The organism is Legionella sheltonii (assembly GCF_026191355.1).
Taxonomy (GTDB): Bacteria; Pseudomonadota; Gammaproteobacteria; order Legionellales; family Legionellaceae; genus Legionella; species Legionella sheltonii.
On the sequence record NZ_JAPHOQ010000012.1, the window covers coordinates 1 to 14,530 of the forward strand.

Here is a 14,530-nt window from a genome sequence, read left to right on the forward strand (position 1 = left end):
TATTTAGTCAATAAAAACCTGTCAATAATCTTTTAAAATCATAAGCTTTTTGAGTTTTCTATGTTAGGGATTGTCTCATAGGAGTCAGATTTTTTAATTTGTTTGAGTTTCTTAAAGAACGAATTATTTTTACTCACCTGGCTTTGAGGCTCAAAATCCCTTTTCAAACACTTCAAGAAATTATCAAATTCGAGAAAAATTTCTATTCTTAATTGATAATCATCTTCTTTATGATCGCTATTTGTTTTATAAAATACTACCGCTTCATTACTCAGAGCAGTTATTTCTTTTTGTAACTCATTCTTTGATTTACAAAAGCTACTGAGTTTCATTGCGTGCTCGGTCAATTCAACAAACTTTTCTTTATATGTTTCAATTTTCATATTAAATCCTTTTTAAATTAGAGAGTTACTCCTCAGGGCATAAAAGAAAAGCAAAAAACATGCCGGCTCGTTGGATTGAGTTTTTCATCTCACGCTATCCCGAGCGCAGTGAGGGCTCCTCATTTGGATAGACAGCTTATTTGATGGGAGAATCTCTTGCGAGGGGATAGTGGCCCTCAGTCACATTGCACTAACTGGGTTACACGCTATGTATTCCTAGTTTCTTTATTAAACCCCCCTTTACATACAGGAGAATTTAAAACGCTTTTGCCCCTGTTTTCCCATTCTTCGGGGGTAAATAAATGCATACTTAGGGCGTGTAACCCAAGATCAAATTCATTTTTTAGTAATTGATTTAAGAGCCTATGTCGTGCGATTCGCGATAGATCAGTAAAGCGTGCAGAAACAACAGTAACTTTGAAATGTGTTTGTGCATTTTCAGGAACGTGATGATTAGCCGATTCATCTTCGACGTTTAAATAAATGGGAGCTAATTCTTGAGTTACTAATTTTTCGATACGGTTTTTACGTGACATATTTATCTCTAACACAAATTAATAATAAAAAAGCCGCCATAAAGCGGCTTTTTGAAAAGTATACTATTAGATTCTGCAGTTTGCAGGAACATATCGATCATCAGCAGCATTTTGTACTGCACAAGTCCAGGTAATTGGATTTGTAGGCGGTGTTCCTGCAACCAGTGGTTGTCTATTAGATGATGGAGTTAATGTAAGGACCACATTATTTGCTAGTGCAGTATAGGTCACTGTAATTACGCCAGTAGCTGGAGTAACCACAACACTTTGCACGTTAGCTGTTGCTGGGGGTTGAGCCCAACCTAAGTCTAAAGCATTAGCACCCGTTGTCGCATTTTCAGAAATAGTAGTCTGTGCTGAAGAGGCAAGACTTAATCCTTCTGTTACACGAGCTCTAACAACGTAGTCCTGATAAGCTGGAATAGCAATTGCGGCAAGAATACCAACGATTGCTACCACTATCATCAACTCAATTAAAGTAAAGCCTTTTTGTTTCATCATTTGCTCCCTAATGATTGGTACAACGATAAATATGCAAAAAAAATGCCATTTATCATAAACTTACAACAAAAATAGGCCAGAACAAATATACAACCTGCCATGGCAAGAAAAGGAAGTCCTCTTAACTTTCTTTTCCTCCTTTAATTGTAGCAGAAGCAGATAAGTGTTGCTTATGTTGTAGGACTATTTTAATCCGGCAATATTTTGTTTTTTTTAAATGACAAAAAAATATGAAAAAAATAATTAACTTATAACCCAGATTAGTACGGCCTAATCCAGGCTACAATATTGTTTAGGTTAAAGATTACTTGAGTACTTTGGGTACTAGTTGATTCTTTAAACGAACATAATCAGGCAATCCATTAATGTAATCTGGATAAGCTTCACCTTGAATGAGTGGTGACAAATATTGTTTGCATTCAGCAGTGATGCCCATTCCATCCTCAGCAATATAATGTTTGGGCATCGCTTTTTCTTGATTGGCAACATCGGCTAATTGGACGTGACCAATAGACCATTGATAGGGTTCATCTTGTTCACGAATGATAATGGGCATGATGGCATTATGGCCTTTGATGGCATATTCCACCGCGGCCTTACCCAGAGCATAAGCCTGATCCAGGTCGACTTTTGAGGCGATGTGCCGGGCCGCACGTTGTAAATAATCTGCGACTGCCCAGTGGTATTTGTAATTCAGTTCCGTTTTGATGTACTGAGCAATGACTGGTGCAACGCCACCTAATTGGGCATGACCGAATGCGTCACGAATTCCTGCATCACTTAAGAATTTACCTTCCGTGTTACGAATTCCCTCAGAAACGACAACAACGCAATAACCATATTTTTTAACGCATTCATCCACTTTATTCAGGAATTTGCCTTGTTGAAAAGGAACCTCTGGTAATAAAATAATGTGGGGTGGTTCATCAGGGTGTTGGCTTGCCAAACCGCTGGCAGCAGCAATCCATCCTGCATGACGTCCCATTACTTCTAGAATAAAGACTTTTGTTGATGAGGCAGCCATAGAGGCAACATCAAAACCTGCTTCTCGGGTAGAAACAGCAACATATTTAGCAACCGAACCAAATCCAGGGCACGCATCAGTAAAGGGAAGATCATTATCTACCGTTTTTGGTATACCAATGCATGTAATCGGATAGCCCATTTTCGAGCCTATTTGCGATACTTTATGTGCGGTATCTTGGGAATCCCCCCCGCCGTTATAGAAAAAATATCCTATATTATGTGCTTTAAAAACTTCAATTAACCGTTCGAATTCTTCACCATCATTTTTTAGTTTATAGCGGCAAGAACCAAATGCACCAGAAGGTGTTTGTAATAATTTAGCGATATCTGAGTCACTCTCGAGTGATGTATCAATGAGCTCTTCATTTAAGGCACCAATAATCCCGTTTTTGGCTGCATATACTTTGCCAATATGTTGTGGGAATTTCCTGGCAGTTTGAATCACGGCGCAAGCTGAAGCATTAATTACCGCAGTGACACCGCCTGATTGAGCATATATTGCATTTTTTATAGTCATTCTTTCTCCTGGTTAAGAGTAATTACTTGTCTCCATAGCCTCTTGGAGGAGAGTAAGTGAGAAGATAGGTAATCACTTAAATTCTTATTTTTTGATGTTCATATTCATTAATTACTGCATCAATGCTTTGAATTAATTCGGCAAAAGGGGTGGCGAGCTCTTCAATTGAAGCAGTGTGTGCTGCCAGTTTTTCTACCTGTACTACTTTTTTCTGTAACGTTGGCACCCCAGAAAAACAACATGCTCCATGCAGTTTATGTGCTGCTTCGCCAATTTTTTTAATATTTTTATCATGCATTAATTGGATAAATTCTTCACGATTTTTATGTAATTCCTCCACAAATCGGCTAAGAAACTCTTCGGCAAGTGCTTGATTTCCAGATACTTTTTGCACACATAACTGCCAATCAATTGCTGCATGTTTTGCTTTATCGGCAATCCGCAGGATTTGGGTCAGTAATTGTTTTTCATCTATAGGTTTTTGCAAGCAAAAATCCACACCTGATTTTTTTAAATCAATGCTATTCACATCGCTGCCATTCGCACTAATTAAAACAATAGGGGTATGGCGGTTAAGTTGTGATTTTTGTCGAATGAGTCGGGCTGCTTCTAATCCATTGACTTTAGGCATCTGCAAATCGAGCAAAATGAGGTCGTATTTTTTGTCATTACACGCTGCTACGGCCATTTCACCGTCATCAACTGAAGTCATATTTGCATGAGTGCCCAATAAAGAGTCCAGGAGCATTTTGTTAACTGGGTTGTCTTCGGCAATGAGTAAATCAGGGTGCATAAAGCGTAGTTGTTCTCTTAAACCATCCAATTCATGATTGACTGGTTTTTCAATGTTCTCTTGGCTGGTGAGGGATTCAATAACATCTTGAAGTTTTTGAATGCTGATGGGTTTATATAAAAAGCCCTGAGCTCCAAGAGCTGTGTAATCATTAATAAGCCATTTGGAAATGAGCACGTATGGAAAATAATTATGTTCGGCAATGATTTTGGCTATCTTTTGTTCATAACCTCTATTGATATTGAGAAAAGCAATGTTACAGTCTTTGTTATTCTCAAGAGCACTCGCAAGTTGGTTAAACGAATTTACGGGAATACATTGAATTCCCCAATAACCTAAGCCATTGCATAGTGCTTCCAAATGGAGCGAATTATCATCAAAGCATAACATTTTAAAATGCGCGAAGGGGTGTATTTGATTTTTTTCTATTTCATAGGCAACTAACTTTTCAACCTTCACCTGAGCAGTGAAGCTAGAACCTTTATTGAGCTCGCTGGTAAAGCTGATACGCCCATGCATTTCTTCACAGAGCTTTTTACAAATGACTAATCCTAGACCTGAACCGCCATAACGACGAGTAATGCTTGTATCGGCCTGATTAAATGCAGTAAATAATTTACTTTGATCCTCTGGAGAAATACCTAAACCAGTATCAGTTATTGTGATGCATAAAGTGTAATCTTTATCTGTTTCTTGTTCTACTTTAGTGCGGACCAATACATAACCATGATCGGTAAATTTAACCGCATTAGTCACTAGATTGGTGATAAATTGTTTGATTCTAAAGGGATCACCTAAAACAATTTTAGGTACACTGACATCGGTTATGGGGATTAAATCAATACCTTTTTTATGAGCATTTGGTGCTGCAAGGGTAAGCACTTCATCGATACAATGACGAATATTTAAGGGGATGCAATCCAGGTGAAGTTTTCCCGCATCAATTTTAGAAAAATCGAGGATATCATTAATAATTCCTAACAAATCTTGTGCAGATGCTTTGATTGTTTTTACATAATCTAATTGCAAGGGATCAAGCTTGCTTTCCAATAAAACATTAGTAAAGCCAATAACTCCATTCATTGGTGTACGGATTTCATGACTCATATTGGCAATAAATTCTGATTTTTGCCGACTTTTTTCTTCTATTTTTTTCTTCTCAAGTGAGAGCTCGATATTTTTTTCTTCTAACAGTTCAAGACTTTGCTGTAAATCTTCCGTGGCTATTTCGATGTGTTGATTTAAGTCACGTATTGTCTCGAGGTATTTTTTTTGCAAATGGGAACATCCTTGCTCAATGATGCCTAGTTCACCTGGACTCGTTGTTTTGATTTCTGTTTCGAATTCATTGCGTAAAATTTGTTTCATGCTCCGACGTAAACGGGAAATGGGTAAATAAATACGCTTAGAGAGAAAGTAGTGTATGGTCAATCCCATGAGCAAACCAAAAAGAGTAATAAAGATGGTTACAATGAGCATTTGATAACGTTTGATGATCATTGAGCGAGTATCAATATCAATGGATAACCAACCTAAAATATCATCTGCGCGAGTGGTCATTGGGCTGAGGATGTTCTTAAAAGACGAATTGGAATAAAGATTGAATTTAGGAATAGTAACTGGTGCGATGAAGTTAATGGTAAAAGGATTAATTTGCTTACTTTCAATATAATCCCCCGTAAATTTAGGAGGATTGAAGGGTTTATTCAGGGAATGTTTACCACCACGGTAAGCCAGCAGTTGTCCGTCACTACTGTAAAAAGCGAGGGCTTTTACTTCTGGATTGATTGTGGATGCATTAATTAACCCTTGCAACGTGCGATCGTCACGTCGAAGCATGGCGTATTGTGCTGCAGGAAGTAGTTGACGGATGTATGCTTCGCCCAGACGAGACATGTGCTGTTTTAAGTCATTACCAAACAGTCCATTATAAAAAATAGCGAGAAGCAGGGCGACTAAAAAGGCGGGAATTAGGGTGGTAATTCTCAGTTGATACTTAATACCAATTCTTTTCAAAGTGACTCACCAATATAGTTCGGATAATACTTTAATTTTAGCCTGCATAGAGCACATCGTAACGTGAATGGTAATAAACAGACTTTAGGTGGCTCTGCTCATAATATCCTTCACCCAGGCTTCAAAGTCAGTTATTATAGCCCGATTATTTTATTCCTTACAATGTGGAAGAGATTATGACAGTTAGAACCCGATTTGCACCAAGCCCAACTGGTTTTTTACATGTGGGTGGAGTCAGAACTGCTTTATTTTCATGGCTTTATGCAAAGCGCCATCAGGGGCAGTTCATTTTGCGCATAGAAGATACGGATCAAGAACGTTCTACTAAGGAATCGGTACAAGCTATCCTGGATGGTATGTCTTGGTTAGGTATGGATTATGACGAAGGCCCCTTTTATCAAACTGAACGTTATGATCGATACAACCAAGTAGCACAGCAATTTTTGAATGAGGGCAAGGCTTACCGTTGCGAGTGCAGCAAAGAGCGTCTGGAAGCGTTACGAACCGCTCAATTAGCTGCCAAAGAAAAACCCCGTTATGATGGCCATTGTCGAGATAAAAACTTACCCTTATCGGATAAGCCTTATGTAATCCGTTTTAAAAATCCTGAACAAGGTACTGTCTCATTTCATGATGAAGTATATGGAGAAATCCATGTAGCGAATAGTGAGTTAGATGATTTGATTCTTGTACGTTCTGATGGCCACCCAACCTATAATTTTGCTGTGGTTATCGATGATATCGATATGAAGATAACCCATGTAATTCGAGGTGATGATCATATTAATAACACCCCAAGACAAATAAACTTGTTTCAAGCGCTTAACGCTTCAATTCCAGTATTCGCTCATTTACCCATGATCTTAGGTGAAGATGGCAAACGTTTATCCAAAAGACACGGTGCGGTAAGTGTGTTGCAATTTAAAGAGTTAGGGGTTTTACCACACGCATTACTCAATTATTTAGTACGTTTAGGCTGGTCTTATGGCGATCAAGAAATCTTCAGTATCAATGAGATGATTGAATGTTTTGAATTAAAAAACGTGAGTCGGGGTGTTTCAAGTTTTAACTATGAAAAGTTATATTGGCTCAATCAACATTATCAAAAAAATGATTCTGTTGAGGCGGTAGCTGAATCATTGCGTTGGCATTTTGAACAATCGGGCATTGATCTGACTAAGGGGCCAAAATTAACCGATTTAGTGGCAATTCAGGCTGAGCGATGTAAGACTTTAGCTGAAATGTGCCAAATGAGTTTATATTTTTTTACTGATTCAATTGAATATGATGAAGCCGCTGTGAAAAAACATTTACGCCCAGTCATCTTAGAGCCTTTGACGGCACTTTATGAGCGTTTACAAACAGTGGAGACTTGGGAAAAGGATCATTTGCAAGAATGCATTAATGACATCAGCGCACAATTTGATATCAATATGGGGAAAATCGCACAGCCATTACGGGTCGCTGTAACGGGTTCGGGCATGTCACCATCAATTGATATGACCCTGACTTTATTAGGTAGAGAAAGAGTATTAACTCGCCTGAAAAATGCTTTAGAACAATTGAAAATTAGAGCTCAAGCCAATAGTTGATTTCTAAATTGGTTGTAGTTCATAGTCTGCAGGTCGAAGTAAAATCTTGATCTGCAGATTCTAAATTCTTAGATTCGTGACTATCATATATTCTTTCGTATGAGAGATCATTTTAATAAAACAAAGGGATAATTGCTTATGAAATTAAAATCACCGTTCTTAGAATTAGCCTTTGTGGCTTTTTTCTCTCCACCCATGCTTTATGCTGCTAATTCTGACTCATCGTCTAATATCACAAATCAGTTACAGAAAGAGATTGATAGCTATTATCAGCAATACAGTAAAAAGGAAAAGTTTACAGCGATTGCCGCATCCGTCTTAATTCCTCAGAATCAAATGAGCTCTAAAAAAGAAACCCATACGGTGGTACACGGTACTATGGGAGTTCCTCCCTTATCTCAACCTATTACCTCAAGCAATTTGTTTGATATTGGCAGTATTACCAAATCATTTACTGCGCTTATCCTTTTGCAATTGCAGACAGAAGGTAAATTATCTCTAGATGACCATTTGGGGAAATGGTTACCTCAATATCCTAATTGGAAAGAGGTTACTCTAAGACAATTATTGAATATGACAAGTGGTATTCCAAATTATTCAGCAGATGATGAGTTTTCCAAGAAAATGGAGGCCAATTTAAATCGAGTTTGGACGGATGAAGAGTTACTTAAATACGCTCACCCTGAAAAACCGCTTAAAAAGAGGCAGGGAAATCTTTTTGAATATTCTAATTCCAATTACATCCTTGCCGCTATGGTTATCGAAAAAATAACCAATGATACCTTTGCAAATCAATTAAAATTGCGGATTATCAACGCACAAAATGGATTAAATAATTCATTTTATCTTGCTGGACCAGATGGTCAAGCGGAAGGAAAAGCCATTGAAAATCGCCGAGTCCATGGATATTTTTATGATGAGAAAAAGAATAAATTAATTGATACATTGACTAATGATTTATCTTGGGCTGCTGCTGCTGGTGCAATCGTTGCAAATACGGAAGATGTAGTTCGCTGGGTACAACAGCTTTATCACGGAACATTGGTTAAGCCTATTTATAGAGAGCGGATTTTGGCTGAATTAGAGTCCGTTGTCTCTATGAAAACAGGACAACCTATTGCTCAAGTCACTGAAGAAGATCCTCATGGATTTGGTTTAGGAGTAGGGTATCTTTATGATAAAGAATTCAAACAACGGTTTTGGGTTTATAAGGGAAGTACTTTAGGATTTCGCGTCATGTATTTTTGGCAGCCTTGTAATAATGTAACTACAGTAGTTGCTTTAAATAGTAAAGGCGGTGAAGGGAATCCAGACTCTAAGTTAGGCGATGAGATTATTAAAGCGAACCTAGGTTTATACAAGGTCATTTTAAAAAATTATCCTGAACTCCAGTGTATTTCTTAGCTTCATCTTTTTTGACCCTTTTCTCCCTGTGGAGAAGGGGTTATCTAGCTTTTAAAGCCTCAATTTGAATTAAATAAAAACAAGTTGTAGTGGCAATGTAATTAACATGCTACAATTTGTGCTTTACGATTTATAAATCAACATATATGGCTACTTCTAAAGATGATACTATAAATTCTAAATCCCCACCTGCAATCCTTAAAATTAATAAAAAAACCGATCATTTTTTTATTTCCATTAGTAAGAAGCGGGGGGTACATTCATTCCTAATGCTCGGGACATATGACCCGCAAGAACATAAAATCCAACGGTTACTTTGTCGTGTAGGCAAGGCACACAATCTTACTGATCCTAACTTTTTGACTAATATGCAGTGTATCTGTAATGGATTGTTTTTTAGTAATCCAGCAACTTTAAGGGATGAATGGATCTATAGGGAGAAAATTGGCGGACAGCCGATCAGTTATCAAGCATATGATATTACCTATGAACAATATATCGAATTTTTACGAATATTGGAGTCATTGCAAACAGATACAAATAAGTTCCCCTGTTATAAACCCATAAGGCCAGCAGGACCTTTTGAATCCGAACTGGAGGGCGAGAGTGCTGAAAAGACTATAGAAAATCAGGATAAAATTAAATTAATATACAGTCAGGATATAGTCTTTCCTGCTCGTGATGTACGTCAAATACAAGAAAGTGTTAGTGGATTGGATTTAGGTAACACCTGCAGGCATTCAGCAATCAAAATCGTTGAAGAAGTTCAGCATGCACCAGTTGGCTCTTTAGTTTCTCCCAGTTTTTTTATGGAATTACCTTATCAAACGGTATTGGAGTACGGTAAACCCAGTCAAGATATCCCTTTTTATGTACTTCCAGCTCCTCCATCCGCTTTTGTTCTAAGTGATGAAGGGGATGGGGTAAAAGAAATGATACTCAGAAAGCTATATGCTCGAATGGAAAAGCTGCCGTGTCTAGAGCCTGATTCACAAGATACACAAATTAAATTTTCAAAATTAAAAGAATTATATTTAGACCTGGTTGGACCAAAGAAAGATTTAACTTTGGATTTATTAATTAAAAATATTCAGGATTGGAAAGATATAAATAAATCGAAATTAGAGGTTTTAAGAAAAACATATTTTTGGGATTATCTCCCTCTCGTCAAAAGAACATCGTCTACTATGAAGTTACTTGATGAGATAGAAAATGATCTTAACAGTGGACTTAATACTAGATTACATGGCTAGTATAGCTGATTCCTGGTATGAGCAACTGAATGCAAAAGAAGACATTAATAAGTCTGGGGGGCTAGTATTTATTGCCATTAAGTTGAGGCGATACAATAGTTGAGGTGTCATTTCCGTCAAGGGGCTAATCCCTCTATAAATTTTGTCCAATGCCAGTTGACGAATCCATTTTCGTCTTTGTCAAAATGACATACAATGATTTTCTGCAAAAGCCATTCATAAAGAGTGGTTTCTTCTTAACATTATCGTAGTAATCTAATATTTGAATAGGAATCAAAGGAGTGAATATGAAACTTTATTATACTAAATCAGCATGTTCCTTAGCAGTACGTATTGTTCTTAATGAATTAGGAATAGATTTTCAAGATGAAGAAGTGGATTTAAAGGCGAAAAAAACACGTTCAGATGAAAATTATTTATCGATTAATCCTAAAGGTGCAGTACCAGCACTTCATCTGGATAACGGGGATTTGTTGACAGAGAATCAGGTTATTTTGCAATATTTAGCGGACAAAACACCAGGCCAAAAACTTTTACCCGCAGTAGGGGACTTAAAAAGATACCACACCCTCGAGTGGATAAATTATGTTGCTACGGAATTACATAAAACTATAGGCATGTTCTTTTATCCTAATCTTAATGAAGAAACAAAAAATATTTTTATGTCCATAATCACCACTCGATTGAAGTATGTTAATGAGCATCTTGCAAAAGGGCCGTACTTGATGGGAGAAGACTTTTCTTTGGCGGATGCTTATTTATTTGTCATAACCAGATGGGCGTATTATTTTAAAATGGATCTTTCCGCGTATAAACATTTAGAACAATTTATGAAGGTCGTTGCCGAACGTCCTGCGGTTGTGACTTCGCTACAACAAGAAAAATTGTAATAAGTACTTGTCACTGAGTAAGAACGTTTGTATTGTGTGTATTTTTTGCCTTATCTGCACTTTATATCCAATCGTTCTTCAATTTTTTTGCTCTAAGATAAGGAAAATACTACTCTAATTATTTTGGGAGGTGGAATGTGCCTGTGAAATCTGCTTTTCGAGGTGGAATAGAACTTAATTTTTCCCCTCAACGCAAATTTGAACCCATTGAAGGTGTGGAACAAGAGAAACAGGCACCGATTATTGCACGCAATGCAGTGCGCTTTTTAATGATGGGTTGGACAGAGCAGTGGACTGAGTTTTTAACCCCAGCCGTAGCTTATGCTGTTTTTGTAAAACGTGATCATGAATTATTACGGGAATTACGTTTCGCTTTTCAACAGGGTTTTTTAGATCTTTTTGAGCAATTAAAGGATAAGGAATTAACTGCTGAGCAAAAAGAGCAAGTCCATCTTTATTTAAGTAATTGTTTCACGTTACTCCCTTATGGAGATTTAACACCGTATGAAGCCTTTAAAATTCCTCAGTACATTGATGGTCATCTGGAACTAGTCGAATATCAAGTCAAGCCAATTGAATTAACCAAAAGATCAGGATGGAACCGTTTTTTTATTCAAGATCAAGACCGTGTTTTTGCTTATGGACTTGAGCCACTTTTTCAACAAAAAGCAGAATCTCACCTAATTTTCATGGGTACAACTTATCCTATGGGACAAGGCTTCATCCCCCAAGTGAATACTGATTCCAAAGGTTTTGAAACGGTTGGTGAGTCACTTTATCAAACGGGACGAGATCGGATTCATCAATGGTTAAGTAGTCAAAAAAATAAAGTGCATGTATGTGGTGTAAGCCTAGGCGGTTCATTAAGCTTATTACTTGCTATCGATAAAGGAAATTATGCATTGTCTCGTGTTGATGCGCTCAATCCTGCCGGGCTGCATGATGGTTGGTCCAAAAATAGAAATGATCATTGGAATGAATTGGCCGATAAGCCACTAGTCGTTGTACAAAAGCAAGGCAATGACCCTGTTTCAGCTTTTGGAGTCTGGAAGGATGATTGGTACATTATACAAGTAACTCCACCACCTGATAAGCAAGGGCCTAATTGTTTTTGCGACCATTTTTTAAATTATGCCGGATTCGCCGATACGACTTTTACCTATATTGAGGCCGAACAGGATAATGTCAAACGAAAAGCTCGTAATTTTTGGCTTTACACCATTGGCAGGGCATTACTATATGGTCTTTTTTTTCTACCATATACTTATGCAGTGCGTCCGCTTGCTTATTTTTTTGTACAAAATTGGATGTTTTCGCTTTCTGTATTAGGAGTATTTGCAGGAGTGGGTCTTACCTTGGCTGGCATCTTACCCGTAGCCGCTTTATTTATGATTGCAGGGGGATTGCTGGCCTCTATTTTTGCCTATGTAGAGTATCTTTCTAAAAAGAATCCAGAAAATTCTGCCATTCGAGCGCTTGTAGAAAAAGAGGAGCTGGCGGAGATGCATGATCCTTCTCTTTCTCGCAATCCGACTATGGATATTTACAATAAAGACGAGACAGTAGATATAGAACTTACTTATCAGCAAATCCACACCTATTATGATGTGATGCGGCGGCTAGTAAAAGGAAAAAACTATTTGCCTGACGACGAACACAAAAGTAACCATGTAGAAGGAGTTAGCAAAAAAGCATTACTCGAAGAAAGTTCTAATTCCCAAAAGGCAGATTTTGTAGTGCCTTTTAGAGTTACTCGAGCGAAGGCCACTCACATTCGTCGTACTTTAAATTGGGTACAACAATTAGGAATGGAGAACGAAGCCTTATTAAAGACGAATTTAGAAAAATGCTACACTGAGTATCGAATAGGTAAAGGCATATAATTTATAGTCATAGTTCCCTCGGCTGGATTGGCTGGGGCTAGGTTATTTTTATTCAACGACCAGAATAGGGAAAGGGAGGTTGAATTGTCAGACGGAGCAACATTTAAAGGAGGCTTGGAACTCAAATTTTTTGAGCAAGGTGAGTTTGAATCTCTTGAAGGGGTGGATTCTTCTCAAATCACTCCCATTTTAGCGCGCAATATACTGCGCTTTTTTACTATGGGATGGACAAAATCCTGGACTCAATTTTTAACTCCAACGGTCATCTCTTCTTTTTTTCTTCAGCGAGATATGGATTTGTTAAGAGAAGTTCGTTTAGCCATGCAACAAGGGTACCTGGAGCTTTTTAAGCAACTCCAGGAAAACGAATTGAATGCCGAGCAAAGCGAACAAGTTCAACTTTATTTAAGTAATTGCCTGTCTATGCTTCCTTATGGCGACTTAACTCCTTATGAGTCCTTTAAAATTCCACAATGTATTGGTGGTCATTGGGAATTAATTGAGTATCAAGTTACTCCGATTGAACTCACAGAGAAACATGGGTGGAAGCAGTTTTTTACCTATGATCATGATCGCGTTTTTGCTTATGGACTTAAGCCCATCTTCCATGAAACAGCAGAATCACATTTAATTTTTATGGGGACTACCTATCCTGCCGGTCAGGGTTTCTTAACCCAAATAAAAACGGACTCGAAAGGATTTGAAACAGTTGGCTTATCCTTATATCGCAGTGGTAGAGAAGCAATTCGAACGTGGCTCAATCAACAGAAAAATACAATTCATGTATGTGGAGTAAGTTTGGGAGGGGCTTTAAGTTTATTGCTTGCTCTTGATAAGGGGGATTATAAAATATCACGTGTTGATGCATTGAACCCTCCAGGGCTTTTTGATCCTCTATTTAAAAGTAGGTATGACCACTGGGAAGAATTGACTGAAAAGCCAAGAGTTGTGGTACAAAAACAGGGTGATGATCCAGTTTCCTCTTTCGGTATTTGGAAAAAAGATTGGGACATTCTTCAAGTGGTACCTCCAAAAGAGAAGAAAGGTCCCAATGCTTTTTTTGATCATTGTTTAAATTATGCAGGATTTGCAGAGACCGAATTCAGATATGTTTCCGCAGAATATGATAATTCCCAGCGCAAAACACATCATCTCTTAATTAATGCATTAGTGAGATCGCTTATTTATTACAATATATTAGTACCTTATAGCTATGCATTTCGTCCTTTTGGACATTATGTGCTGAATAAATTACTCCCGCAAATGGCTAGGAGTATCTTTCCGGGGGTGAGGGAGTTAGCCCAAATACATCATCCTGCTTTACCTCGCAATCGAACGATGGATATGTATGATGAACATAATACTATTGAACTGGATCTCACCTATCAACAAATCAATACTTATTATCATGTCATGCGCCGTCTTGTTAAAAATAAAAATTTTATACCCAGTAAAGATAAAGAAATTCAGCATGTGAACGGCATCACCAAAAAAGCTTTATTAACAGTTATCAGTGATCCTAAAAAGTCGCAGCTAAATATTCCTTTTACAGTAACTAAAGCCAAAGCGTCGCATATCATGCATACTTTAGCCTTGGTGGAGCGATTGGGTTTGGATGATAAAGAGACCCTTAAATACGAATTAGAAAAAAACTACGAAACATATCGGTTGGGTAAGCAATAATTAATTTTCTTCCGATGGTTGCACGACGTTTTAACGTATTCAGTGGCTGCATA

At 37.7% G+C, this 14,530-nt stretch carries 11 protein-coding genes; 6 read left to right on the forward strand and 5 right to left on the reverse strand.

Annotated features, from left to right (window positions below):
* Positions 1 to 38: 38 nt before the first annotated feature.
* The 5 genes from OQJ26_RS13910 to letS form a co-directional block, all read right to left on the reverse strand.
* Positions 39 to 383: a hypothetical protein gene (locus OQJ26_RS13910; RefSeq protein ID WP_265704352.1), complete on the reverse strand. Its 345-nt coding sequence runs from the start codon at positions 381 to 383 to the stop codon at positions 39 to 41.
* Positions 384 to 589: 206 nt separating this feature from the next.
* The gene (locus OQJ26_RS13915; protein ID WP_265704353.1) at positions 590 to 919 is read right to left on the reverse strand and encodes a BolA family protein; all 330 of its coding nucleotides are present in this window, start codon (positions 917 to 919) and stop codon (positions 590 to 592) included.
* Positions 920 to 985: 66 nt separating this feature from the next.
* Entirely contained in the window at positions 986 to 1,417 is a 432-nt protein-coding gene (locus OQJ26_RS13920; RefSeq protein WP_322783970.1) for a pilin, read from the reverse strand.
* Positions 1,418 to 1,724: 307 nt separating this feature from the next.
* The gene (locus OQJ26_RS13925; protein WP_265704355.1) at positions 1,725 to 2,963 is read right to left on the reverse strand and encodes a 6-phosphofructokinase; all 1,239 of its coding nucleotides are present in this window, start codon (positions 2,961 to 2,963) and stop codon (positions 1,725 to 1,727) included.
* A 76-nt stretch (positions 2,964 to 3,039) separates the two neighbouring features.
* Entirely contained in the window at positions 3,040 to 5,772 is a 2,733-nt protein-coding gene (letS, locus tag OQJ26_RS13930) for a two-component system sensor histidine kinase LetS (protein WP_265704356.1), read from the reverse strand.
* A 176-nt stretch (positions 5,773 to 5,948) separates the two neighbouring features.
* On the opposite strand from letS, the gene gltX reads away from it, so the two are divergent.
* The 6 genes from gltX (at position 5,949) to OQJ26_RS13960 (ending at position 14,477) form a co-directional block, all read left to right on the forward strand.
* On the forward strand, positions 5,949 to 7,364 hold the full coding sequence (gene gltX, locus OQJ26_RS13935) for a glutamate--tRNA ligase (protein ID WP_265704357.1): 1,416 nt from the start codon (positions 5,949 to 5,951) through the stop codon (positions 7,362 to 7,364).
* 138 nt (positions 7,365 to 7,502) lie between these two features.
* The gene (locus OQJ26_RS13940) at positions 7,503 to 8,768 is read left to right on the forward strand and encodes a serine hydrolase domain-containing protein (protein WP_265704358.1); all 1,266 of its coding nucleotides are present in this window, start codon (positions 7,503 to 7,505) and stop codon (positions 8,766 to 8,768) included.
* A gap of 269 nt (positions 8,769 to 9,037) precedes the next feature.
* The gene (locus tag OQJ26_RS13945) at positions 9,038 to 10,021 is read left to right on the forward strand and encodes a hypothetical protein (protein ID WP_265704359.1); all 984 of its coding nucleotides are present in this window, start codon (positions 9,038 to 9,040) and stop codon (positions 10,019 to 10,021) included.
* A gap of 287 nt (positions 10,022 to 10,308) precedes the next feature.
* Entirely contained in the window at positions 10,309 to 10,911 is a 603-nt protein-coding gene (gstA, locus tag OQJ26_RS13950) for a glutathione transferase GstA (protein ID WP_265704360.1), read from the forward strand.
* Between the two features lie 137 nt (positions 10,912 to 11,048).
* Positions 11,049 to 12,794 (forward strand): hypothetical protein, encoded by a 1,746-nt coding sequence (locus OQJ26_RS13955; protein ID WP_265704361.1) that lies wholly within the window; start codon positions 11,049 to 11,051, stop codon positions 12,792 to 12,794.
* Positions 12,795 to 12,878: 84 nt separating this feature from the next.
* A complete protein-coding gene (locus tag OQJ26_RS13960; RefSeq protein WP_265704362.1) occupies positions 12,879 to 14,477 on the forward strand; it encodes a hypothetical protein in 1,599 nt (532 codons plus the stop codon).
* Positions 14,478 to 14,530: the final 53 nt, after the last annotated feature.